The following is a 23,771-nucleotide window of genomic DNA, read 5'->3' as shown; positions in this document are numbered from 1 at the left end:
ACGCGAGCCACGGGCAACAGAAACCGGGCCGCAGGAGGAGGTTCCATGAAGGATATCAGCAGGCGGGGTCTCGGCCGGCTCGCCCTGGCGGCTGCCGCCACGGTGCCGGCCACGGCGCGGGCGCAGACGGCGCCCTCGGGCGCGCCGATCCGCATCGGCTATTCCATGTCGCTCTCCGGCGGGCTGGCGGGCAATGGCCGCCCGGCGCTGCTGGCGCACCGCATCTGGGCGGAGGATGTGAACGCCAAAGGCGGGCTACTCGGCCGCCCCGTGGAACTGGTGCATTACGACGACCAGAGCACCGGCGCGCAGGTGCCGGGCATCTACACCAAGCTGATCGATGTCGATAAGGTCGATCTCGTCGTCTCCGGCTATGCCACGGCCATCATCGCGCCTGCCACGCCGGTGGTGATGCAGCGGAACATGACCTTCGTGTCGCTTTTCGGCACCGGCGTGAACAGCGACTTCAAATACGACCGCTATTTCTCCATCAACCCCGCCGGCTCCGACGTGAAGGAGACATTCGCGAAAGGCTTCTTCGACATCGCGATGGCGATGGACCCGAAGCCGCGCAGCATCGCGCTGGTGAACCTGGACAGTGACTTCCACCAGCGCACCGCCGAGAGCGCGCGTTACCTCGCGGGGCAAAACAAGCTGCGCGTGGTCTATGACCGCGCCTATCCGCCCAGCACGGTGGATTTCACGCCCATCCTGCGCTCGGTGCAGGCGGCACGGCCGGATGTCGTCTATATCGGCTCCTACCCGCCGGACACCGCCGGGCTGCTGCGCGCGGCCAGCGAGCTGCGGGTGAACTTCCAGCTTTTCGGCGGGCCGATGATCGGGCCGCATATCACCGCGCAGAAGCTGCAACTCGGCCCCATCCTGAACAACCTCGTGGTCTGGGATGTCTATGCGCCGGAGCCGACGCTGCAATTCCCCGGCACGAGCGCGCTGATCGAACGCTACCAGCCGCTGGCGGCCAAGGAGAATGCCGACGCCCTTGGCCATTACGTGCCGCCGCTGGCCTATACGCAGATGCAGGTGCTGGAACAGGCGGTGAAGCGCGTCGGCAGCCTGGACCAGGCGGCGCTGGCGGCCGACATGCACAAGAACCAGTTCGACACCGTCATCGGCCCGCTGCGCTTCGACGCGCTGGGCGAATGGACGGAGGAGCGCAACCTCTACACCCAGTACCAGGGCGTGCAGGGCAATGGCATCGAACAGTTCCGCAAGCCGGGCACGCAGGTGATCCTCTACCCGCAGCGCTACAAGTCTGGCGAGCTGCGCAAGCCTTATACGGCGGGTGCCTGATGGACCCGGACCTCGCCCTTCTCCTGAACGGGGTGGTCTCGGGCCTGCTGCTGGGCGGGCTTTATGCCGCGGCGGCGGCGGGGCTTTCCGTCTCCTTCGGCATGCTGGACGTGGTCAATATCGCCCACCCGGCCTTCATGGTGCTGGGGGCACTGCTGGTCGCGGTGCTCTGGGGTGCCACGGGGCTGGACCCGCTGCTGCTCTCGCTGCTGCTGACGCCGGCCTTCTGGGCGCTGGGGGCGCTGATCTACGTCGCCTACCACCATTTCTTCGAGCGGCGCGGGGATGAGGCCATCCAGGGCCTCGCCTTCTTCTTCGGCATCATGTTCATCATCGAGGTCGGGCTGGTGATGACGCTGGGGCCGGAGCAGCACTTCGCCGATGCCGCCTATGCCAACACCACCTGGCGCATCGGCGAGATCGACCTGCCGTTGCGGATGCTGGTGCCGGCGGCGGTCGCGCTGGCGGCCATCGGGGCGCTGGCCCTGTTCCTGCGCCGCTCCTTCACCGGCCGCGCCATTGCCGCCGTGGCACAGGACCGGGAGGCGCTGCGGCTGCTGGCCATCGACCCCGTGCGCATCAAGCGGCTTGCCTTCGGCATCTCCGTCGCCATGGCGGCGCTGGCGGGCGGGGCGCTGGTGGTGGTGCAGCCGGTGGATGCCTGGTCCGGCCATATCTTCATCGGCCGCGTCTTCGCCATCGTCATCATGGGCGGGCTGGCCTCGCTGGGCGGCTGCGTGCTGGCGGCGCTGGCCTTCGGCGTGGTGGAGAATGTGACCGCCACCTTCTACGGCCCTTCCTGGTCGCCCGCCGTGGCCTTTGGCTGCCTGCTGCTGGTGCTGGCCATCCGGCCCCAGGGCCTCTTCGGGCGCGCGGCATGAGCGGCACCGCCCTTCCCGCCCTGCCGCTGCCGGCGCCGCGCCGCCTGGGCCATGCCGGCTTCTGGCTGGCTTCCGCCGTGGCGGCGCTGGCGCTGATCCTGGCGCTGCGTGGTTTCGGCAGCGAATACGCCTATTTCGCCGCCACCTTCGTGCTGCAATACGTGGTGCTGGCCACGGCCTGGAATATCCTGGGCGGCTATGCGGGCTACGTGAATTTCGGCGCCGCCGCTTTCTTCGCCGCCGGGGCCTATACCACGGTGGCCATCGGCAAGGCGCTGGGCCTGGGGCTGCTGCCCTGCATCGGCTTCGCGGCGCTGGTGGGGGGCGCGCTGGGCCTCGGCACCGGCATCCTGACGCTGCGGCTGCGCGGCGCCTATTTCGCCATCGCCACGCTCTGCCTCTCGGTGGTGCTGCAAACCATTGTGGTGAACTGGAGCTATGTCGGCGGCTCGCGCGGCGCCTATGTGCTGCGCCCGCGCGAAGTTCCATTTGGCTTCGACAGCTACAGCGGCTTTCTCTGCGCCGTGGTGGTGGTGCTGGCGGCGGCTGCCGTAGCCATTGCGCGCACGATCGAAAAGTCCCGCCTCGGCCTCGGCCTCGCCGCGCTGCGTGACGATGAGGCGGCGGCGGAAGCGGCGGGCGTGCCGACGCTGCGGCTGAAGCTGATCGCGACGACGATCAGCGGCGCCATGATGGCGGTGGCCGGTGCCCCCCTGCCCTACCTCGGTTCCTATGTGGAGCCGAACTCGGCCTTCGGGCTGGCCTATGCGGTGAATGCCATCGCCATGCCGCTGATCGGCGGCACGGCCAGTTGGGCGGGGCCGCTGATCGGCGCGGTGCTGCTGGCCTCGCTGCAACAGGCGGCGACGGTGACCATTTCCTCCGCCGCCAACCTGATGATCGTGGGGGTGGTGCTGGTGGTCTTCGTCTGCGCGGCACCACACGGCATCATCGGGCTGTTCCGGGGGCGGCGATGAGCGAGATCGTCCTGAAGGCCGAGGGCGTCGGCAAGCGCTTCGGCGGCTTCACCGCGCTCTCCGGCATCGACCTGGAAGTGCGGGCCGGGGAAAGGCTGGGGCTGATCGGCCCCAATGGCTCGGGCAAAAGCACGTTTACCAATTGCCTCGCCGGGGCTTTCGCCAGCCATGACGGTGCTTTCACCTTCAAGGGCGAGAAGCTCGGCCGGCTGAAGCCGCATCAGCGCGCGCGGCGTGGCCTTGCCCGCACCTTCCAGCTTCCGCGCCCCTTCAAGGGCCTGACGGTGATCGAGAATATCCGCGTCCCCCTGGCCTATGCCGGGCGGGACGCGGCCACCGAGGCACGGGCGATGGAATGCCTGGAAACGGTGGAACTCGCCGGCAAGGCCTACCGGATGCCGAAGGAACTGACGCAGGTGGAACTGCGCCGGCTGGAACTGGCCCGCGCCACGGCGCTGCGGCCGGAACTGCTGATTGCCGATGAAGCCATGGCCGGCCTCTCGGATTCCGAAGTGGACCAGATCCTGGGGCTGCTCTTCCGGCTGAACGAAGGCGGCACCACCATCATCATGATCGAGCATGTGATGCGCGCCGTCACGCAATTCTCCCAGCGCCTGGCGGTGCTGGTAGCCGGGCGCAAGGTGGCGGATGGCGAGCCGCGCGCCGTGCTCTCCATGCCGGAAGTCGAGGAGGCCTATCTTGGCCGCTAGCCTGCTGATCGAGGATCTGGACGCCGGCTATGGCGCGGTGCGGGCGCTGGATGGCGTCTCGCTCTCCGTGGCGGCGGGCGAGACGGTGGCGCTGCTCGGCACCAACGGCAATGGCAAGACCACGCTGATGCGCTGCATCCTCGGCCTGCTGCGGCCGACGCGCGGGCGCATCCTGGCCACCATCGACGGGCAGCAGCATGACCTCGTCGGCCGCTCGCCGGAGGAAATCGTCGATCTCGGCATTTCCCTGGTACCGGAAGGGCGGCGGCTGTTTCCGCGCCTGTCGGTGGAGGAGAACCTGCTGCTTGGCGCCTATCGCCGCGCCGCGCGGGCGGAGATGGGGCGCAATCTTGAATTCTGCTACGACGCCTTCCCGCGCCTGAAGGAGCGCCGTTCGCAGGCGGTGGGCAGCATGAGCGGCGGCGAGCAGCAGATGGTCGCCCTCGGCCGCGCCGTGATGTGTGCGCCAAAGATCCTGCTGGTGGATGAGCCTTCCGTCGGCCTCGCGCCCATTCTTGTGGCCCGCACGGTCGAGAAGATCGGTGAGCTGAAGGAGAAGCTGGGCCTGACGGTGCTGATGGCCGAGCAGAACTTTCACCAGGCCATCCGCATCGCCGACCGTGGCTATGTGCTGGTGCATGGGCAGGTGGCCTTCCAGGGTGATTCCCCGGCGGCGCTGGGCGATAGCGAGTTGGTCCGCAAATTCTATCTCGGCCTGTGAAGGAACTTGGCATGGGGGCGCTGGATGGCTGGAAGCTGGGCTGGATCGGCGTCGGCCGCATGGGCACGCCCTTGTGCCGCCGCTTGCTGGAGGCCGGGGCGGAGGTCACGGCCACGGATCCCGACCACACCCGCATCGCCGCGCTGGCGCAGGAGGGGTTGCGCGCCGCCATGACGGCGGCGGGGCTGGCGGAGCAGACGGACATCATCCTCTCCATGGTGCCGAATGACGCGGCGCTGCTGGCGGTGACGCTCGGCCCTGGCGGGCTGGCGGAGGAGATCCGCCCGGGGCAGGTCTTCATCGACCTCAGCACCGTCTCCCCCGCCACTTCCGCGCAGGTAGCGGAGGCCCTGGCGGCACGCGGCGCGGATTACCTGCGCTGCCCCGTCTCCGGCAGCACCAGCACGGCGGCGTCGGGAACGCTGACCATCTTCGCCTCCGGCCCCGAGGCGGCGCTGGACCGCTGCGCGCCGCTGCTCGGCGTGCTGGGCAAGGAAACGCTCCGCTGCGGCACCGCCGAGGAAGCGCGGGCCGTGAAGCTGATGGTCAACCTCGTGGTCGCCCTCACCCCCGCTATCATCGGCGAGGCGCTGGCCTTCGGTGGCCGCCTGGGCCTGGACTGGGAAGCGATGGTGGAAGCGCTGTCGAAAAGCGTCGTCGCCTCTCCCCTGCTCGCCTACAAGGCCGGGATGCTGAAGGCGCGGGACTGGACGCCCGCCGCCGATCTCGACCTCATCGCCAAGGATCTGGACCTCGCCCTGGCCGTCGGGCTGCGGGAGGGCGCGCCGATGCCGCTTTCCGCCCTCGCCCGGCAATTCGCCGCTGCCTACCAGGCCAGCGGCGAGGGCGAGCTGGATTTCTTCCGTCTCGCCACCTGGCCCGAGCGGCTGCTCGCGCCCAATCCCCGCTGAGGTATCCATGCAGGATGAGATCCGCGCCCTGGAAGCGCGGCGCTACGACGCCATGTTGCGCGGCGATGTCGATGCCCTGGCCGCGCTGCTGTCGGAGCGTGCCGTTTATGCCCATTCCGACGCGACGCGGGACAGCAAGGCGGAATACCTCGCCAGCCTTTCCACCGGCAGCCTGCGCTACCTGGAAGTGGGCCACAGCACGGAAATGGTGCTGGAAGCCGGGCCGGATTGCGCCGCGGCACTCGGCCGCATGCATGCCAGCATCATCCGCAATGGCGCGGAGAAGCGCATCGCCAGCCTCACCCTCGCCGTCTGGGCGCGGGAGGGCGGCGAATGGCGCCTCCTTGCCTACCAGCCCACCGCCATGAAGGCCTGACACATGACCAACACGCTTTTGCCCACCACCGTCGTCGGCAGCTACCCGCAGCCGGACTGGCTGGTGGACCGCGATGTGCTGGCGCAGAACCTCGTGCCGCGCGTGCGCATGAAGCAGATGTGGCGTGTGCCAGAGGATGCGCTGGAACAGGCGCAGGATGACGCCACGCTCATCGCCATCCGCGACATGGAGCGCGCCGGGGTCGACATCATCACCGATGGCGAGATCCGGCGGGAAAGCTATTCCAACCGCTTCGCCCTGGCGCTGGATGGCGTGGACGTGGACAACCCTGCCCGCACCATGGGCCGCGCCGGCAAGGAAACGCTGGTGCCCCGCGTGGTGGGCAAAATCCGCCGCAACCGCCCGGTGGAGGTGCGGGACGTGGAATTCCTCGTCGCCAATACCGAGCGGCGCACCAAGATCACCCTGCCCGGCCCCTTCACGCTTTCGCAGCAGGCCTCGGACGAATACTACCGGGATGAGGAAGCCATGGCGATGGACTATGCCGCCGCCGTCAACGAGGAAGCGAAGGACCTGCTGGCCGCCGGCGTCGATGTCATCCAGTTCGACGAACCTTGGATGCAGGCGCGGCCGGAAGGTGCGGCGCGCTTCGGCGTGAAGGCGCTGAACCGCGCGCTGGAGGGGCTTTCGGGCGAGACTGTGGTGCATGTCTGTTTCGGCTATGCGGCCGTGGTGAAGGAGAAGCCCTCCGGCTATTCCTTCCTGTCGCAACTGGCCGATTGCACCGCCGGCACCATTTCCATCGAGGCAGCGCAGCCGAAGCTGGACCTTGCCGTGCTGGAAGGGTTGCCGGGCAAGAAGATCATGCTGGGCGTGCTCGACCTCGGCAGCGCGGAGGTGGAGACGCCGGAGATGGTGGCGGAGCGCATCCGCGCCGGCCTCCGACGCCTGCCGGCGGAACGGCTGGTGGTGGCGCCGGATTGCGGCATGAAATACCTCCCCCGCCCGCGCGCCTTCGGCAAGCTGCGCGCCATGGCGGAAGGGGCCGCGATCGTGCGGCGGGAGTTGCAGGGCTGAAGCACCAGGGGGCGCGTTGACCGATCGGTCAGCCACATGCATCCTGCCCGACTGCGAGGCGGGATCATGAGGCATGGCGATTTCCATCAGACGTGTGGGCGAGACAAAGGACCGCCTGGGCGAAGGCCCGGTCTGGGACGCGGAAAGCCAGCGCCTGTTCTGGGTGGATTCCCTGGCCGGCCTGCTGCACCGGCTCGACCCCATGAGCGGCGCGCGGGAGGATTTCGCGGTGCCGGCGCCCGTCGGCTCGCTGGCGCTGTGCCGCTCGGGCGGCGCCATCCTGTCGCTGCGGGATGGCTTCCACCGCTATGACTTCGCCAGCGGGGAAGCGCGCCCGGTGGCATTGCTGGGGATCAACCATCCCAATGTCAGGCTGAACGATGGCAAGGTGGACCGCCAGGGCCGCTTCCTGGCGGGCACCATGCACATCAACCGCCAGCCGGAGGAGAAGGTGCTGGGCGGGCTCTACCGGCTGGAGGCCGATGGCGCGGCCACCCTGCTGCTGGAGGATATCGCCACCACCAATGGCCCCTGCTTCAGCCCCGATGGCCGCATCCTTTATGTCGCGGACAGTTCGCGGCAGGTGATCTGGGCCTGCGACTACGACACCGAAACCGGCACGCCCTCCCGCCAGCGCGTCTTCGCGGACCTGAAGCCGCTGAACACGGCGCCGGATGGCGCCACGGTGGATGCGGAGGGCCATCTCTGGTCGGCGCTGGTCCGCACCGGGCAGATCGGCCGCTTCGCACCCGATGGCCGGCTGGTGCAGCGCATCGACATGCCGGTGACCTACCCGACCAGCCTGAGCTTCGGCGGGCCGGGGCTGGATGTGCTCTATGTCACCTCCATCTCCGCCAGCACGCGCTATGTGGCGCCGGAGCCGGAGGCCGGCGGGCTCTTCGCCATCGAGGGGCTGGGCGTCACCGGCCTGCCCGAGCCCCGCTTCGCCGGCTGAGGAGCGCCCGGGCCTATTCGATCTTCAGGCCGATGCGCCGGATGATGCTGCCCCAGGCTTCGGTTTCTTCCTGCAGCAGGGCAGTGAACTGCTCGGGTGTGTTGGTCTCCACCGTCGCGCCCTCATAGGTGAGGTTCTTCCAGAGTTCCGTGTCGCGCATGGTCTCGACGGCGGCGGCATGCAGCCGGGCCAGCTCCGGCGCCGGGATACCAGCCGGGGAGAGCAGCCCGTACCAGTGCTGGTGGCCCGTGTCCTTCACGCCCGCCTCGGCGAAGGTGGGCGTATCCGGCAGCGCCTCCACGCGCTTGTTGCCGGTCACGGCGATGACCTTGACGCGCCCGTCCCGGATGATGGGCAGATAGGCGGGGATGCCGTCGATGGCCAGCGGCAGGTCGTTGCTCATCAGGCCCTGCTGCATGGAGGCGACGGAGCTGTAGGGCACGTCCTGCAGCTCGATTCCGGCGGCGATCTTCAGCGCCTCCCCGGTCAGATGCGTCGAGTTGCCGCGGCCGGTGATGCCGAAATGCAGCGGCTCCTTCGCCGCCCTGGCGCGCGCGATCAGGCCCTGCATGTCATCCACCCCGAAGGCCGGGCTGGCATAAAGCGCCAGCCGGGTGCGGACCAGCATGGTGATGGGCTGGAAGTCCGCGGTCTTGTAGCGCAGCTTGCCATAGAGGTGCGGATTGGCCGCGAAGGTGGTGGAGCTGCCCATCAGCAGCACGGACCCATCGGCCGGGGAGGTCGCTGCATGGTCGGTGCCGATGATGGTGGAAGCACCGCCGCGGTTCTCCACCACCATGGGATTGCCGAGCCGCTGCTGCAGGCCGCTGGCCAGGGTGCGGGCGAAGATATCCGGGCCGCTCCCGGGGCCGTAGGGCACGATCAGGCGGATGGGCTTGAGGTTCTGCGCCGCGCCGGGCCGCGCGGCCGCCAGGGCGAGCCCGCCCGCCAGGGAACAAAGGGCGCGGCGGCCCAGGGTGATGGACATGGCTTGTTTCCTCCACGCGCGAGACGTGGCGGTAGCCTATGGACAGACTGACCGGACGGTCAACCCAGCTCGACCTCGCCGCCGCCGGCCATGACGCGGGGCAGCGCCTCGGCCAGGAAATCCAGGAAGGCGCGGGTCTTGGCGGGCAGCCGCGTCTGGTGGAACACGGCGTAGATGCCCGAGCCGAAGCTGGTATTGGTGGCCTGCCATTGCGGCAGCACCCGTGCCAGCCGCCCCGCCCGCAGGTCCCGCTGCACGGTGTAATCGTCCAGCATCGCGATGCCGTGGCCCGCGATGGCCAACTGGCGCAGCACCTCGCCATTGTTGGTGGTGAAGCGGGAGGGGATGGGCAGTTCCTCCACCGCGCCATCCCGCAGGAAGCGCCAGACCACGTCCTCCGGCCCGTTCCAATAGGTCAGGCAGCGATGCGCCAGCAGGTCCCGGGGGGTGGCGATGGCGGGGCGGGCGGCCAGGTAGCCGGGACTCGCCACCATGATCCTTTCGCTGCGCAGCAGCAGGCGCTGCTTGAACTGGGAATCCGGCGGCGCGCCGATCCGCAGCTCGATGTCGAATTCCTGTTCCGAAAGCTGCGCCGGGCGCTCGGACAGGCGCAGCTCCACCCGCAGTTCAGGGTAACGCGCCTGGAACTCGGGGATCAGCGGCGTGACCACCCGCATGCCGAACATCATGCGGGAATGCACGCGCAGCGAGCCGCGCGGCGTGCTTTGCAGGGCCGTGGCCGCGCCTTCCGCCTCCTTGATGTCCTGCAGGATCTGCTCCAGCCGCGCGTAATATTCCTGCCCGGCTTCCGTCAGGGCCAGGCTGCGGCTGGTGCGGTTGAGGAGCTGGACGCCCATACGGGCCTCCAGCGCCGCCACATGCCGCGCCACGGAAGCAGGCGAAAGGCCGGCGCGCCGCCCGGCGGCGGAGAAGCTGCCTTCCCGCACCGCGCCCACGAAGAGTTCCATGGCCTGGAGGCTGCTCATGATCGGCCTCATCTTTACGGAAAATCATAAGATACTGATCATTCATAGCGTATTGTTGCAGAGGAAGACCAGGATCTAGCCTTCATCCAACTCTTGGGAAGGAAAAGCGGCCATGGAATTCGGCGTCTTCATCCTGATGCAGCAGCGCGGCTACCATCAGACTTCCGATCAGGTCCTTCGCAATGCCGTCGAGCAGACGGTCGCGGCCGACCAGGCCGGCTTCGACGCCGCCTGGTACGCGGAGCACCATTTCTCGAATTACGGCCTCTGCGCCTCGCCGCTGATGATGGTGGCGCATATGGCGGCGCTGACGAAGCGCATCCGCCTGGGCAGCGCCGTCTGCGTGCTGCCGATGTACCACCCGGCCCGCCTGCTGGCCGAGGCCGGCTTCGCCGATTCCGTCTCCAACGGCCGGCTGGAGCTGGGCGTGGGCTCCGGCTACCAGAAGTTCGAGTTCGACCGCTTCGGCGTGAAGATCGAGGATGCGCCGGCGATCTTCAACGAGTTCCTCGACGTCATCCAGCTCGGCATCAAGGAGAAGAGCTTCCATTACGACGGGAAGCATCTCCATCTGCCCGAGACCTCCATCAGCCTGCGTACCAGGCAGAAGCCGATGCCGCCGATCTGGCTGGCCACCGGCCACCCCGAGACCCAGGCGCGCGCCATCCGCGAGGGCCACAACCTCTTCGTCACCGCGCTGCTGAACGGCACGGAGAAGCTGCACCAGATCCGCCAGACGCTGACCGGCATCGCCGAGAAGCAGGGCAAGCATATCGACGACACCAAGGTGGGCCTGCTGCGCTGCGCCTTCGCCAGCGACAATGAATCCGAGCTGCGCAGCTATGTCGAGAATGCCCGCTACCAGCGCCGCATCTCGGAAGCCCTGAAGTTCCGCCGCGCCAATTCCGACGACGGCTTCCTGGTGAAGGAAGAGCCGGGGCAGAACGAGCCCTCCCTGGACGAGATCCGCGCCAATCTGCCGGTCGGCAGCGTCGATTACGTGATCGAGCGGCTGGTGGAGGAGATCCGCATCCTGAAGCCGAAGCATATCGCGCTGCAGACCCAGCTTGGCGACTTCGACCAGAAGACCATGCTGAAGCAGATCGAGCTCTGGGGCAGCCGCATCATCCCCGCCGTCCGCAAGGAACTGGGCGAGGACTTCTTCGCCAAGGCCGCCGCCTGATGCGGCTGCGGGTGGCGGCGGATGGCGCGGTGACGCTGGAGGAGGCGGATAACTTCCGGGGCTTCTCGGTCGGCGCCGCGCCCGGCGTGCCGCTGGCCCGTGCCCTGGACGGCATCGCGCGGCTGGAGGGCGATACCCATGCCTGGGTCTCCCCTGCCGCGCTGCGGCGCCTCGCCCCCCAGGCCGGGCAGCCGGGCTGGGAGGAAGGCTTTGGCAAGATGCTGGCCTATGCGGCCAGCAAGGGCTGGACTGACGCCGAGGGAGCGGTGCGGGCGCATATCGAGACCATCTGAGACCCGCTGGCGATCAGGGGCCCTGAAGATGATTGCGCTGTAGGGTCCTTCGTGACTCGCCCGGGCGGAGGGCGCCGAGTGATGCCCCAGGCGCCCACCCGCCACGGCGAGCTGACACCAACGCCCTGGCAGCCGCCAGTCAGGGCTTCACCATCACCTTGATCGATTCGCGGTCATGCATGGCCCGATAGCCATCGGGAACACCCTCAAGCCCAACCTCCCGGTCGAAAACCAGGCCGGGTTCTATGCGCCCCTCGAGCACATCCGGGAGCAGGTCCGCGATATAGGCGCGGACCGGCGCGGGGCCGCCGCCAACGAAGACATTCTTGAAGAAGGCCGGGAGCGAGCCGGGGATCGCCTGGTAATGCGGAACGCCCACGCGGCCAATCGCGCCGCCTGGCCGTGCAATGCCCACAGCCGTCGCCATGGCCTGCTCGGTTCCGACGCATTCGAGAACCGAGTGCGCTCCGAAACCGCCGGTCACCTCCATCACGCGCGCCACGGCCGCATCGCCGCGTTCGCTCACCACATCCGTGGCACCGAATTTTCTTGCCAGCGCGATCCGGTCGTCGTGGCGGCCCAGGATGATGATCTGCTCGGAGCCAAGCCGCTTTGCCGCGATAACGCCGCAAAGTCCCACCGCCCCATCGCCGATCACCGCCGCGATCCGGCCCGGCCCGGCTCCAGAGACGATCGCCGCATGGTGACCTGTCCCCATCACGTCAGCAAGCGTCAACAAAGATGGCATCAGCGTGTCATCCGCCCCGGCAGGCAGGGCGAACAAAGTCCCGTCCGCGTAGGGTATGCGCAGTGCCTCGGCCTGGGCGCCATCCAGTTCGTCACCATTGCCGAAAAAGCCGACATGGACGCAGGCGGTGTTCAGCCCCTCATGGCAGAAGGTGCAGGTGCCATCGGAGCAAGCGAATGGCATCACGACCACATTGCCGACCTTCAGGGTGCTAACCTCGGAACCCACTGCCTCCACAATTCCAATGGCCTCGTGGCCCATGCGCTGAGGGGAACCGCCCGGCTTTTTCAGGTTGTAGGGCCAAAGATCGCTGCCGCAGATACAGGCACGGGCCACGCGGATCAGCGCGTCGGTCGGGTCCCGGAGCCCGGCATCTGGAATGTTCTCGATGCGAACGTCGCCAGCAGCATACATGACAGTGGCACGCATGCGGTGCATTCCTTCTGGAATGAAGTCGGTTCGTGAAAGAATCCGGCACACTTGTCCGCTGCAACAGCTTCGATCTTGGATGGAGCGGCAGCCATGCGCACCACGGCCAGGATAGTTACGTTTCTTGTGAGATCATTGGGTTTTATCTGGCGCGGCGCGCACGAGGGCGCGATCAGCCGGCCATCCGCCGTGACGTTCAGGGAAGGGTGCAGCTCGAGTTCAGACTTAAAAGCTGCACTTCACAAGGGCTGCCGATCAGCAGTTCGGCAGGCGGGCGCCCCGCGGCGGCCAACCTTCGCCGAACGCGGCACATGGATGATGCCGCTGAGCATCAGCGGGTCTTCCATGCAAGGCATGGCCACACGGTGTGTTCCGTCAGCTAGCACTGCCACTCATTGCGCCACCCTGATCACAGCCGTAACCAGGGTGGATCACGTAGATTATCCATGGGTTCCTGAACCTGGCGCCTGTCAGCCGCAGAAATCCAATCCACCATGGGCGCTCAGCCCGCCATCCACCGGCACGATGCTGCCACTGACGAAGCCGGCGGCGGGTGAGAGCAGGAAGGCGGCGACGGCGGCAATCTCCGCCGGGCGCGCCATGCGGCGCAGCGGCACGCGGGGCACCAGGGTGGGCGCATCGCCCTCCACCAGCCCGGCGGCCAGGGCATTCGCGCGAATGCCGCTGCCACCCCATTCGCAGGCCATGGTGCGGGTCAGCATGCCCACCGCCGCCGCTTCCGGCCCAGCAGGGCCGGTATCGGTCAACCCGATCTGCCCGGTGATGCCCGTCAGGTTGACGATGGCGCCAAAGCCCTGGTCCAGCATGATGCGCCCCGCCGCCTGGGCACCGAGGAAGAGGCGGTCCAGATGGCCCGGCTGCCCGGGAGTGGGGTCGCTGTTCAGCACCCCGTCCAGGCGCCCGTGCCGGTCCATCTCCGCCAGCGGCACCACCCAGGTGCCGCGCGCGCGCAGCAATTTGGCCAGGGCCTGGCCCACGGCGCCCTCGCCCACCGCGACCACCGGCATGCCCGGCGGCGGCGTTGCGGGCGCCCTGCCGCGGATGACACTGGCATCCTCGCTGCCGCCATAGGCATGGGAGGCGCCATCGGCCACCAGCAGCGCCCCAGCCATGTAGCTGGCATCCGGCGAGGCGAGGTGCAGGATGGCGGCGGCGATCTCCTCCGGCGCGCCCATGCGGCCGAGCGGGATGCGCCGCGCCGCCTTGGCCTGGTCCACCCGCCCTTCGGCGATCAGCTTCTCCACCAGTTCGGTGCGGGTATAGCCGGGGGCGATGGCATTGACCTGGATGCCCTGTCGCGCCCAGGCGCAGGCTTGGTTGCGCGTCATGGCCACCACGCCGGCCTTGGAGGCACTGTAGCCGTTCCGCAACGGAATGGCCCGCAGCGCCGCACCGGAGGCGACATTGACGATGGCGCCGCCGCCCTGTTGCCGCATCAGCGCCGCTGCTGCCTCCGCCGCGCGGGCGCTGCCGTCGAGGTTCAGTGCCAGCAGGCTGCGGAAGCCCTCCGGCGTCTGGTCCACCACGCTGGTGCCGCCATCGATGCGCCCGGCATTGTTCACCAGCACATCCAGCCGGCCATGGCGCGTGGCGATGCCGGCGATCATCGCCGCCACCTGCGCGCCATCGCTCATGTCCACGGCGATGGCCTCGTGGCCCGCGCCCAGCTCGGCGGCGCGGGCCCCGGCGCGCGCGCCGTCGATATCGGCCAGCAGCACCCGGTCGCCGGCCCGTGCGAAAGCCTGCGCCGTCGCCCAGCCGATGCCGGCGGCGGCGCCGGTGACCAGCACGATGCGTCCCGTCATGGCGCGGGCGTCCTACAGCGTGCTGGTGGTGATGCCCCCGTCCACCGCCAGCACCTGGCCGGTGACGAAGCTGGCCTGGTCCGTCGCCAGGAAGCAGATGGCCTTGGCGATATCCTCCACCGTGCCGAGCCGCCCCAGCGGCGTACGGGCAATGCGGCGCTGGTCCTTTTCCTCGGTGCGGTGCTTGGCGGTGCCCTCGGTCGGCACGGCGGAAGGCGCGATGGCATTGACGCGGATGCCGCGCCCGCCGAGGTCGATCGCCGCCGCGCGGGTGATGCCCATCACCGCCGACTTGATGCCGCTATAGACGATGCTGCTGGGCGTGGAGCGCAGCCCGGCCGTGGAGGCGACATTGACGATGGAGCAGCCCTGGTGGTCCCGCATCACCTCGCCCGCCGCCTGGATGCCCCAGATGACCGACTTGAAGCCGATCTCCAGCATCCGGTCCACGGTTTCCGGCGCGATATCCGGCAGGGCCTGGTAGCGCACCCAGGCGGCGTTGTTGACCAGGATGTCGAAGCGCCCGGTCTTCTCCGCCAGGCCCAGCACCGCCGCGCGCATGCCGTCGCGCGAGGCGACATTCTGCGTCACGCCGATGGCCTTGCCGCCGGCGGCCTCGATCTCGGCCACCGCCGCATCGACGAATTCCGGCTTCAGGTCGTTGATGCCGACAATGGCGCCCATGGCCGCCATGCGGCGCGCCGTGGCGCGGCCGATGCCATGCCCCGCGCCGGTGATCAGCGCGACGCGGCCAGTGAGCAGCCCGGACAGAGCCTGGTCTTCCGTGGTCATTCCTGTTTCCTCCAAGTCTCTGTCAGGCGGCTTCAATGAAGCGGGCGGCCACGGCCTCGCGCAGCGCGGGCACGCCGCCCTGGGCCTCCAGGGCGCGGATGCGGCGCATGTAGCGATGCACCGCCACTTCCCAGGTGAAGCCCATGCCACCGAAAAGCTGCAAGGCACCCTCGGCGATGGAAGGGCCATGCGTGGCGGCGGCCAGGAAGGCGGTCTGGCGGGCCAGCAGCGCCGCGCCCTCCTCCAGCTCCACCGTGGTGGCGCGGGTGATGGCGCCGCGGATGCCTTCCAGCCCCAGCTTGTGCCGCGCCAGCAGGTGCCGCACGGCCTGGTAGGCCACCAGCGGCTTGCCGAACTGGCGGCGGGTGAAGACATGCTCGGCGGCGAGGGTGATGCAGGTCTCGGCCGCGCCCATGATCAGCGCCGCGCGCAGCACCAGCGCATCGGCCTCCAGCACCGAGCGGGCACCGGCATCCAACAGCAGCGCGGGCTCGGCGCCTTCCAGCCGCAGCACCTGCTCCGGCACCGTCACGTCCAGCGTGATGGCCTTTTCCACCTTGCCCGCCTCGGCGGCCACCAAGGCCGCGCCGCCATCGGTCAGCGGCACCAGCACCCAGTCGGCCTCGCCGGCCATGGGCACGCGGCCCAGGGTGCCGCTGACGCGCCCGCCCTCCAGCCGCGCCGCGCCGCTCCAGGCGATGGTACCGCGCGCCTCGCCCGCCACCAGCGCCGCCACCAGCTCCGGCTTCCGGCCTTCCAGCGCGCCGGCCAGCAGCAGCGTCTCCAGCAGCGGGAAGCCCAGGTCGCCCGCGCCCGCCGCAACCAGCACCGGCACAGCGAAGCGCAGCCCGAGGCCGAGGCCGCCGGCCTCCTCCCCCGCCAGCACGCCCAGCAGCCCGTCCTCGGCCAGCCGCGCCGCGCGGGCCCGGCTCTCCAGCGTGGCGCAGGCGGCCACGGCTCGCTCGGCCGTGGCGGCGAATTCGGCGGGGTCCAGCCCGCTCTCGATCATGTCCATGGCTTACTTCCCCTTCGGGAGCTGCAGCACGCGGTCGGCGATGATGCCGAGCTGGATCTCGGTGGTGCCGGCATAGATCGTCTCGGCGCGGGCCTGGAGATAGATCTCCTGGAAGCGCTTCTGCGCCTGCAGGGTGGAGGGCGGCGCATCCGGCGCGGCCATGCCCAGCATCTCCTGCGCCAGGGCGGCGAAACGCTGGTGCGCCTCGCTCCAGTGCAGCTTCATCAGGCTGCCGCGCGCGCCGATGGCCTGCCCGGCGACCAGCGCCTCCACCACCGGCTCCACATGGCCCTTCACCATCTCGATATCCGTCACCGTCGCGGCGATGCGCTGGCGATAGGCGGAATCCCGCAGCAGCGGCGCCAGGGATTCATCCTGGCGGCAGGCGGCGACCAGGTGGCGCAGCTCATTCTCGAAGCGCCAGGCGCGGTACATGCGGTTGGTGGCGCGCTCGATGCCCAGCACGCGGATGGCGGCGCTCCAGCCCTCGTCCGGCTTGCCCAGCGCATCCTCCGGCTCCACCCGCACATCGTCGAAGAAGACTTCGCAGAAGCTCTGCTTGTCGTTCATCTGGCGGATCGGCACGACGCGGATGCCCGGTGTGTCCATCGGCACGGCGAAGAGCGCGAGGCCCTTGTGCCGGTCCTCCACCGTGCCAGTGCGAGCCAGCAGCAGGCAGCGCTTGGCCTTGTAGGCGCCGCTGGTCCAGATCTTCTGGCCGGTGACGCGCCAGCCATCGCCATCCGGCACCGCGCGGGTGCGGAGCCCCGCGAGGTCGGAGCCGGCATCGGGCTCGGAGAAGCCCTGGCACCACATCTCCCGCATCTCAAGGATGGGCGGCAGGTAGCGCAGCTTCTGCTCCTCCGTGCCCACGGCCAGGATGATGGGCCCGGCCAGTTCCTTGCCGATGGAGCTGACGCTCTCCGGCAGGGCGAGGCGGCCGATCTCCTGATTGGCGATCAGATGCTCCCGCAGCGTGCGGCCATGGCCGCCATAGGCCTTGGGCCAGGTGATGCCGGCGAGGCCGGCGCGGTGCATCGCGGCCTCCCAGGCCAGGCTCTGCTCCAGGCCGGGCGGGGTGTAGCCCGGCTGGTCCGCCAGGAAGCCTGACGGGGCATTGTCGCGCAGCCAGTCCCGCGCATAGCGGCGAAAGGCCTCGCCGCTCAGTTCCGGCGTCATGCCGTCCATGGTCAGGCTCCCGTCACTGCGCGGCGGCGGGGACCAGCAGCGCATCCAGCGCCACGGCACCCTGCCCTTCCGGCAGCAGCAGCAAGGGGTTGATGTCGATCTCGGCAACCTCGCCCGCATGGGCGGCCGCGAAACGGGCCAGCGCCGCGATGGCCCGCGCCGCCGCCGGCAGGTCCGCCCTGGGCCGGCCCCGCGCGCCATCCAGCACCGGGAAAGCCTTCAGGGAGCGCAGCATCTCCATCGCCTCCGCTTCCTCCACCGGGGCGGGGCGCACGGCCACGTCCTGGATGATCTCGGCGAAGATGCCGCCCAGGCCCACCACCACCACCGGGCCGAAGACCGGGTCGCGCTTGGCGCCCAGGATCAGCTCCGTGCCGCCGCGCGCCATGGGGGAGACCAGCACGCCATCGATGCGCGCGGTGGGCGCCTTCTGCCGCACGCGCGCCAGCATGGCGTCGTAGCCTTCCGCCACGGCGGCGGCATCGGCGAGGTTCAGCACCACGCCGCCCACCTCGGTCTTGTGCGGCAGGTCCTCGGAGAGGACCTTGAGCACCACGGGGAAGCCCATGGCCTGCGCGGCCTCGGAGGCTTCCCGCGCGCTGCGGGCGATCTTTTCCGGCAGCACCGGCACGCCGGCGGCGGCCAGGGCCTTCTTGGCGCCGTATTCGTTGCGCAGCGCGTCCGGCGGCAGCGGGCCGGCGGCGGCCACGGGCGCGGGCGGCGGCGGCAGGTCCCGCGCGGCGGCCAGGCCGCAGAGCCCGGCCAGCGTCTGCGCCGAGGGACCGACGCCATCCACCACGGGGAAGCCCATGGCGGTCAGTTCCTCCACGGCGTCCTGCGGGCCATGGACCGTCAGCATCACCACCTTCTCCGGATAGCGGGCGCGGATGGCGGTCAGCGTCTGCATATACACGTTGCGCAGGCGCGGCAGGTAGAGCGAGGAGGAGAGCAGCAGCAGCAGAGAATCGCAGTTCTCGTCATCGAGAATCGCGGAAAGGATCTGCTCCAGGATCTCCGGCCGGCTGGACATCTGCGCCGTGGCATCCACCGGGTTGCGCGGGGAGGCATAGGGCACGGCGTCCAGGATGCGGCGCTGCGTCCCGGCGGAAGGCATGGGCAGTTCCAGCCCCGCCGCGCTGGCGGCATCGGCCAGCAGCACGCCGAAGCCGCCGGACGCGGTCAGCAGCATCACGCGCCGGCTCTTCGGCAGCCGCTCCAGCCCCAGCACGGCGGCGGCATGGCCGAGGTCGAGCATCTCCTCCACGCTCTGCACCCGCCAGACGCCCGCGCGGCGGAAGACGGCATCGAATACCGCGTCCGAGCCCGCCAGCGCCCCGGTATGGGAGGCGGCGGCGGCCTGCCCGGCCTCGGAAGAGCCGATCTTCAGCACGATGACGGGCTTGCCCGCCTGCCGCGCTTCCTCAAAGGCGGCGATCAGCCGGGGGGCGTCGCGGCAGGTCTCCAGGCAGCAGAGGATGACCTTGGTGGCCGGGTCCCGCGCCAGCCAGGCGATGCCATCGGCGATATCCACGTCGCATTCGTTGCCGGTGGTCAGGAAGCGGCTGATGCCGATGCCGCGCTCCCGCGCCAGCAATGCCGTATAGCTGCCGAGATTGCCGCTCTGCGAGGCGATGCCCAGCGGCCCCGCCGGCGGCAGGCTGCTTTCCAGCACGATGGAGAAGGTGGCGATGGATTTCTCGGCGATGCTGAGCGCGCCAAGGCAGTTCGGCCCCAGCACCCGCATGCCGCTGCGGCGCGCGGTGTCGCGCAACTGCGCCTGCAATGCCTCCCCCGCCTCGCCCAGCTCGGCGAAGCCGGAGGAGAAGATCACCGCGCCGCGAATGCCGCGCGCCGCGCAGGCTTCCAGCGCCGCCGGCGCCGCCTCGGCCGAGACGGCGATGATGGCGAGGTCCGGCGCCTCCGGCAGCGCCTCGACGGAAGGATAGGCCGGCAGGCCCTGCACTTCCGTGGCGCGCGGGTTCACCGGGTAGATCTTGCCAGGATAGCCGAAGCGCTGCAGCAGCTGCACCGGGCGCCCGCCGATCTTGGTGGCATCCTGCGAGGCGCCGATGATGGCGATGGCGCGCGGCTGCAGGATGGCCTCCAGCCCGGCACCGATGGTCATGTCCTGCGTCAGCGACATCTCAGCGGCCTTTGAACACCGGCTTGCGCTTCTCGATGAAGGCCATGCGCGCCTCCTTCGCATCCTCGGTGCGCGAGAGCGCGACCGTGAAGTTCTGCTCGAAGCGATAGGCGTCCTTCTGCGGCATCAGCTCGACCATATTGGCCGAGGTCTTGGCATAGTTGATGGCCAGCGGGCTCTTGTTGGCGATCTTCTCGGCATAGCGCATGGCGGTGGGCAGCAGCTCCTCCGGCGCGGTGCAGGCCTCGATGATGCCACGGCGATAGAGTTCGGCCGCCGAGAGGCGCTCACCCGTATACATCAGCAGCCGCATGGTGGATCGGCCGAAGATGGTGTTGAGCATGGCGCCGCCGCCGGCCAGGCCGACATCGATCTCGGGCATGCCGAAGGTGGCGTTCTCGGAAGCGAAGAAGATGTCGCAAGCGGCCATGAGGCCGAGGCCCGCGCCCAGCGCCGCGCCATTGACCGCCGCGATCACCGGCTTGGCGCATTCGCGGATGGCATTGCCGGTCTCGCGCGTCACGCGGTTGTGGCTGCCGAAGGCGCCGAGCTTGCTGTTGTCCGGCCGGTCCTTCAGGTCGGCGCCGGCGCAGAAGACCTTGCCAGCGCCAGTCAGCACCGCCACGCGCACGTCGTCCCGCTCCGATATCGCGTCGAAGACCTCGATCAGGGCATTGCGCATGTCGCGGTTCAGCGCATTGACCGGGGGCTTGTTGAGGGTGACCAGCGCGATGTGGTCCTTCACCTCCAGCAGCACGATATCGTCGGACATCTCATCTCTCCCTTCGCGCCGGCGGATCATGCCCGGAAGGCACTGTCCGACCGGTCAGTCGAGGAACGCTAGCATTGCCAGGACCGCACTGGCAACACGGTTGGCGGCCAGGGAGCAGAGTGATTGACCGTCCGGTCAGCCAGAGTCTAGGATCGGCCCAATGGCCGGGCCCGGAACCACCGGACTGAAGGAGGAATTCGTGAAGCACTTCCCTCGGCGTCCCCTGCTGGCCGCCGCGGCCGCCAGCCTCTGCATGCCCGCCATCGCCCGTGCCCAGGGCGGGCGCGCCATCCGCTTCGTGGTTCCCTTCGCCACCGGCGGGCTCACCGACATCATCACGCGCCTGATCGCGCAGAACATGGCGGAAACCCTGGGCCAGACCATCGTGGTGGAGAACCGGCCGGGCGGGAATGCCATCATCGCCTCCGAGGCAGTGGCGCGCGCCCCGGCGGATGGGCTGACGGTGCTGGTGGGCGGCACCGCCGGCCTGCCGCTGAATGCCATGATGCGCCCCAACCTGCCCTTCAGGCTGGAGGATTTCGCGCCCGTCGCGCTGCTCTTTGACGGCCCGCTGTCGCTGACGGTCAATGCCGGGCTGCCGCCGCGCGATATCGCCAGCTTCGTCGCCCATGCGAAGGCGGAGCCGAACCCGCTGCGCTACGCCACAAACGGCACCGGCAGCGTCAGCCACCTCTTCGGCATCATGATGGCCGATGCCATGGGCATCCGGCTGACCGACGTGGCCTATCGCGGCAATGGCCCTTCCACCACCGACCTGCTGGCCGGCGTCATCGAGATCAGCGTCGAGGCGCCGACCACCACGATCGAGCATGTGCGCGCCGGCAAGCTGCGCATCCTGGGCCTGTCCTACGATGAGCGCGCGCCGCTGCTGCCGGAGATCCTGACCTTCAAGGAGGCCGGCTACCCCGCGCTGGTGACCTCCTTCTGGACCGCCCTGCTGGTACCGGCGCGGACACCGGCCGCGGAGATCGCGCGCCTCAACGCCGCCGCCAACAAGGCCATGCAGAGCGAGGCCGTGCGCGACCGGCTGGCCAGCGAGGCGCTGCGCGCCATCTCCGGCCCGCCAAGCCTGCTGGACGAGCAGATGCAGCGTGACAAGGCGCAATGGGGACGGATCATCACCGAAAGAAAGATCACGCTTGAATAACCGGCGCGACCACGGGAGGAACAACAGGAATGAACAGCATGCGTGATGCCGCCAGGGCGCCGATCGGCCGGCGCGGGTTGATGGCGGCTGGCCTGGCGGGCGGCCTGATCCCGGCCGGTGCCGCGAAGGCCGCCGCCTATCCCACCCGCCCGGTCCGCATCGTCGTCGCCTTTTCCCCTGGCGGGGAGCCGGACATCCTGATCCGCGCCATGGCGCCGGCCATGCAGGAGGCGCTGGGGCAGCCGGTGGTGGTGGACAACCGCCCCGGCGCCACCACCATCATCGCCGCCGAGCATGTCTCGCAGGCGCCGGCGGATGGCTATACCTTCCTGCTGACCTCCTCCACCACCTTCGCCGTCACGCCGCATCTCTTCGAAAAGCTGCCCTACCGGCTGGAACAGTTCAAGCCGATCACGCTGCTGATGCGCGCGCAACTGGCGCCCTATTGCAACCCGAAGCTGCCGATCCGCAGCGTCGCGGAACTGGTGGAATACGCGAAGAAGCAGCCCCACCCTGTCACCTTCACCACCACCAACCGTGGCGCCGTGGCGCATCTGTCCGGTGAGCGGATGAAGCAGGTCACCGGCATCGCCATGACCGACGTGCCCTTCCGCTCCAGCTCGGCGGCGGCGCAGGCGCTGATCCGCGGCGATGTCGATGTGGGCTTCGACGGTGTCGCCTCCTATGTGGAACTGGTCAAGGCGGGCGAGATCCGCGCCCTGGCCGTGACGGGCGGGAAGCGCATCGCGGCGCTGCCGGATACGCCGACCTTCGCGGAAGCGGGCTTCCCCGACGTGGCGCAGCCCTACTGGTACGGGCTTTTCGCGCCCGCCGGCGTGCCCGATGCGGTGGTGGAGACGGTTTTGGCCGCCACGCGCGCGGCGCTGAAAAGCCCGACGCTGGGCGGCCAGATGACGGCGCAGGGCGCGACGCTGGAAGGCGTCGACCCCGGCGACTTCGCCCGGCTGCTGATGACCGAGCGGGAGAGCTGGGGCGCCCTCATCCGCAGCATCGGCCTCAAGCTGGACTAGCGCTTCAGGGGGCTGGGGGCTCCGCCTTCAGCCCGTTGAAGATCATGTCGAAATAGGTCTCGGCGATCTGCACGGCGGTCAGGCCCTTCTCGGGCTTGTACCAGCGGTGCATCCAGTTCAGCGAGGACAGGATCAGCCGCCCGGCGTGGGAGACATCCACAGGCCGCATCTCCCCGGCCTCGATTGCTTCCATCAGCAGGGTCCGCAGCAGGCCCTCATAGCGGTCCCGCCACATCATGCGTTCCTTCTGCCGCCGGGCTTCCGGGTCGCTCCAGAAGGAGGAGGTGGAAGCCAGCCAGGCCCAGCGGTAGCGGTGGAAATATTCCGCCGTGCCGATCATGAAGGCGCGGATGCGCGCGGCCGGCGCCGCATCCTCCGGGATGCGCGCGGTCACGAATTCGCACAGCTCGCGCGTTGAGCCGAGGGCGATGCGGGCGAAGATCTCGTCCTTGTCGGCGAAGTGATGATAGAGCAGCGACTTCGAGATGCCGCAGGCCGCGGCGATGTCGCGCATCGAGGTCCCGTCATAGCCATTCGTCGCGAAAAGACGGGCTGATTCGGTAAGGATCTGTAGAATCCGCTCCGATGGCCCGGTCTGGTCCACCACGGATATCTTGGTTGCCGCGCGGGCCATGGGAAGCCTCCTGAACGGCAGCATTATTGACCGAACGGACGGTCTCCTGCAATCCCCCGCTCATGGCGCAGCCTCTGCCGGGAAGATCGCTGGCAGGCACAGCAAGATCCCGAGATACAGCACCGCGTCGCACGCGCCTCTGGCAGGTCGCGAATTCGCGCTATGCGTGCATTCCTTGCAGTTGGCATCTGGCGCTTTGCTTTCTCCTGGGCGATACCCGCTGGCCATGAGGAATCGCGCCGGCCGCGAGCCTGACCGCCAGGACGGCCGGCACTGCCTGAGGAGGGCGCCTTGGAACTTCGCTTCACCGTCGAGGAGATCGCCTTCCGCGACGAGCTCCGCCGCTTCTTCCGGGAGCAGATCCCGGCCGAGATCCGCAACAAGGTGGCCGAGGGCCGGCACCTGGACAAGCAGGATATCGTCACCTCCCAGCGCATCCTGAATGCCGCCGGCCTCGCCACGCCCAACTGGCCGGTGGCCTGGGGCGGCAAGGACTGGTCGCCGGTGCAGCGCTACATCTTCACGGAGGAGCTGCAGCGCGCGGCCGTGCCGCTGCCGCTGCAGTTCAATGTCTTCATGGTTGGCCCCGTGATCGCCACATTCGGCTCGGAGGAGCAGAAGAAGAAGTTCCTGCCGGCCACGGCCAACCTCGACATCTGGTGGTGCCAGGGCTTCTCCGAGCCCGGCGCCGGCTC

The 23,771-nt window shown here is 69.1% G+C and carries 24 protein-coding genes; 14 read left to right on the top strand and 10 right to left on the bottom strand.

The features are described from left to right. The first annotated feature begins 45 nt into the window (after positions 1-45). The 9 genes from EBE87_RS19295 (at position 46) to EBE87_RS19255 (ending at position 7,880) form a co-directional block, all read left to right on the top strand. Complete coding sequence (locus tag EBE87_RS19295) at positions 46-1,311, top strand: amino acid ABC transporter substrate-binding protein (RefSeq protein WP_120637108.1); 1,266 nt, start codon at positions 46-48, stop codon at positions 1,309-1,311. After that, complete coding sequence (locus EBE87_RS19290) at positions 1,311-2,192, top strand: branched-chain amino acid ABC transporter permease (protein WP_120637109.1); 882 nt, start codon at positions 1,311-1,313, stop codon at positions 2,190-2,192. The genes EBE87_RS19295 and EBE87_RS19290 overlap by 1 nt, the downstream gene beginning before the upstream one ends. After that, a complete protein-coding gene (locus EBE87_RS19285) occupies positions 2,189-3,169 on the top strand; it encodes a branched-chain amino acid ABC transporter permease (protein ID WP_120637110.1) in 981 nt (326 codons plus the stop codon). Before EBE87_RS19290 ends, EBE87_RS19285 begins: the two co-directional genes overlap by 4 nt. Further along, entirely contained in the window at positions 3,166-3,879 is a 714-nt protein-coding gene (locus EBE87_RS19280) for an ABC transporter ATP-binding protein (RefSeq protein ID WP_120637111.1), read from the top strand. The genes EBE87_RS19285 and EBE87_RS19280 overlap by 4 nt, the downstream gene beginning before the upstream one ends. Next, positions 3,869-4,600 (top strand): ABC transporter ATP-binding protein, encoded by a 732-nt coding sequence (locus EBE87_RS19275; protein WP_120637112.1) that lies wholly within the window; start codon positions 3,869-3,871, stop codon positions 4,598-4,600. Before EBE87_RS19280 ends, EBE87_RS19275 begins: the two co-directional genes overlap by 11 nt. An 11-nt stretch (positions 4,601-4,611) precedes the next feature. Next, entirely contained in the window at positions 4,612-5,511 is a 900-nt protein-coding gene (locus EBE87_RS19270) for an NAD(P)-dependent oxidoreductase (protein WP_120637113.1), read from the top strand. A 7-nt stretch (positions 5,512-5,518) separates the two neighbouring features. After that, on the top strand, positions 5,519-5,887 hold the full coding sequence (locus EBE87_RS19265) for a nuclear transport factor 2 family protein (protein WP_120637114.1): 369 nt from the start codon (positions 5,519-5,521) through the stop codon (positions 5,885-5,887). A gap of 3 nt (positions 5,888-5,890) precedes the next feature. Continuing rightward, complete coding sequence (locus EBE87_RS19260; RefSeq protein ID WP_120637115.1) at positions 5,891-6,925, top strand: 5-methyltetrahydropteroyltriglutamate--homocysteine methyltransferase; 1,035 nt, start codon at positions 5,891-5,893, stop codon at positions 6,923-6,925. A 73-nt stretch (positions 6,926-6,998) separates the two neighbouring features. Continuing rightward, a complete protein-coding gene (locus EBE87_RS19255) occupies positions 6,999-7,880 on the top strand; it encodes an SMP-30/gluconolactonase/LRE family protein (protein ID WP_120637116.1) in 882 nt (293 codons plus the stop codon). A gap of 13 nt (positions 7,881-7,893) precedes the next feature. On the opposite strand, the gene EBE87_RS19250 is transcribed toward EBE87_RS19255, so the two are convergent. Both EBE87_RS19250 and EBE87_RS19245 read right to left on the bottom strand, forming a co-directional pair. Next, on the bottom strand, positions 7,894-8,868 hold the full coding sequence (locus EBE87_RS19250; RefSeq protein ID WP_120637117.1) for a Bug family tripartite tricarboxylate transporter substrate binding protein: 975 nt from the start codon (positions 8,866-8,868) through the stop codon (positions 7,894-7,896). Positions 8,869-8,927: 59 nt separating this feature from the next. Then, positions 8,928-9,854, bottom strand: coding sequence for a LysR family transcriptional regulator (locus tag EBE87_RS19245; RefSeq protein WP_120637118.1), 927 nt, complete (start codon positions 9,852-9,854; stop codon positions 8,928-8,930). A gap of 112 nt (positions 9,855-9,966) precedes the next feature. Here EBE87_RS19245 and EBE87_RS19240 point away from each other — a divergent pair, with 112 nt between their 5' ends. Further along, positions 9,967-11,037: an LLM class flavin-dependent oxidoreductase gene (locus EBE87_RS19240; protein ID WP_120637119.1), complete on the top strand. Its 1,071-nt coding sequence runs from the start codon at positions 9,967-9,969 to the stop codon at positions 11,035-11,037. Beyond that, complete coding sequence (locus EBE87_RS19235) at positions 11,037-11,330, top strand: hypothetical protein (RefSeq protein WP_120637120.1); 294 nt, start codon at positions 11,037-11,039, stop codon at positions 11,328-11,330. The genes EBE87_RS19240 and EBE87_RS19235 overlap by 1 nt, the downstream gene beginning before the upstream one ends. Positions 11,331-11,469: 139 nt before the next feature. Here EBE87_RS19235 and EBE87_RS19230 read toward each other — a convergent pair whose 3' ends face one another. From EBE87_RS19230 to EBE87_RS19200, 7 genes are all read right to left on the bottom strand, one after another. Further along, complete coding sequence (locus tag EBE87_RS19230; RefSeq protein ID WP_199707168.1) at positions 11,470-12,507, bottom strand: zinc-dependent alcohol dehydrogenase family protein; 1,038 nt, start codon at positions 12,505-12,507, stop codon at positions 11,470-11,472. A gap of 470 nt (positions 12,508-12,977) precedes the next feature. Beyond that, positions 12,978-14,333, bottom strand: coding sequence for an SDR family oxidoreductase (locus EBE87_RS29080; protein ID WP_120637122.1), 1,356 nt, complete (start codon positions 14,331-14,333; stop codon positions 12,978-12,980). A 12-nt stretch (positions 14,334-14,345) separates the two neighbouring features. After that, positions 14,346-15,125, bottom strand: a complete 780-nt coding sequence (locus tag EBE87_RS19220; RefSeq protein WP_120637123.1) for an SDR family NAD(P)-dependent oxidoreductase — start codon at positions 15,123-15,125, stop codon at positions 14,346-14,348. Between the two features lie 22 nt (positions 15,126-15,147). Then, a complete protein-coding gene (locus EBE87_RS19215; protein ID WP_122140103.1) occupies positions 15,148-16,140 on the bottom strand; it encodes an acyl-CoA dehydrogenase family protein in 993 nt (330 codons plus the stop codon). A gap of 3 nt (positions 16,141-16,143) precedes the next feature. Continuing rightward, positions 16,144-17,328 (bottom strand): acyl-CoA dehydrogenase family protein, encoded by a 1,185-nt coding sequence (locus EBE87_RS19210; RefSeq protein ID WP_199708220.1) that lies wholly within the window; start codon positions 17,326-17,328, stop codon positions 16,144-16,146. A gap of 13 nt (positions 17,329-17,341) precedes the next feature. Continuing rightward, positions 17,342-19,471 carry an acetate--CoA ligase family protein gene (locus EBE87_RS19205; protein ID WP_199726504.1) on the bottom strand — a complete coding sequence of 710 codons (2,130 nt, stop codon included), beginning with the start codon at positions 19,469-19,471 and terminating at the stop codon, positions 17,342-17,344. A 1-nt stretch (position 19,472) separates the two neighbouring features. After that, positions 19,473-20,243 carry an enoyl-CoA hydratase/isomerase family protein gene (locus EBE87_RS19200; RefSeq protein ID WP_120640860.1) on the bottom strand — a complete coding sequence of 257 codons (771 nt, stop codon included), beginning with the start codon at positions 20,241-20,243 and terminating at the stop codon, positions 19,473-19,475. 160 nt (positions 20,244-20,403) lie between these two features. Here EBE87_RS19200 and EBE87_RS19195 point away from each other — a divergent pair, with 160 nt between their 5' ends. Next, positions 20,404-21,411, top strand: a complete 1,008-nt coding sequence (locus EBE87_RS19195) for a tripartite tricarboxylate transporter substrate binding protein (protein WP_120640859.1) — start codon at positions 20,404-20,406, stop codon at positions 21,409-21,411. Positions 21,412-21,440: 29 nt separating this feature from the next. Beyond that, positions 21,441-22,442 carry a Bug family tripartite tricarboxylate transporter substrate binding protein gene (locus tag EBE87_RS19190; RefSeq protein WP_120640858.1) on the top strand — a complete coding sequence of 334 codons (1,002 nt, stop codon included), beginning with the start codon at positions 21,441-21,443 and terminating at the stop codon, positions 22,440-22,442. A 4-nt stretch (positions 22,443-22,446) separates the two neighbouring features. On the opposite strand, the gene EBE87_RS19185 is transcribed toward EBE87_RS19190, so the two are convergent. Beyond that, positions 22,447-23,076 (bottom strand): TetR/AcrR family transcriptional regulator, encoded by a 630-nt coding sequence (locus EBE87_RS19185; RefSeq protein WP_120640857.1) that lies wholly within the window; start codon positions 23,074-23,076, stop codon positions 22,447-22,449. Between the two features lie 291 nt (positions 23,077-23,367). On the opposite strand from EBE87_RS19185, the gene EBE87_RS19180 reads away from it, so the two are divergent. Continuing rightward, positions 23,368-23,771 (top strand): acyl-CoA dehydrogenase family protein (locus EBE87_RS19180; protein ID WP_199707955.1); only part of this gene is annotated, 404 nt, incomplete at its 3' end.

This window comes from Teichococcus wenyumeiae (assembly GCF_003696345.1).
Lineage (GTDB): Bacteria > Pseudomonadota > Alphaproteobacteria > Acetobacterales > Acetobacteraceae > Pseudoroseomonas > Pseudoroseomonas wenyumeiae.
Note: the sequence above shows the minus strand (reverse complement) of the source record. Positions and strands in the feature narration are given on the sequence as shown.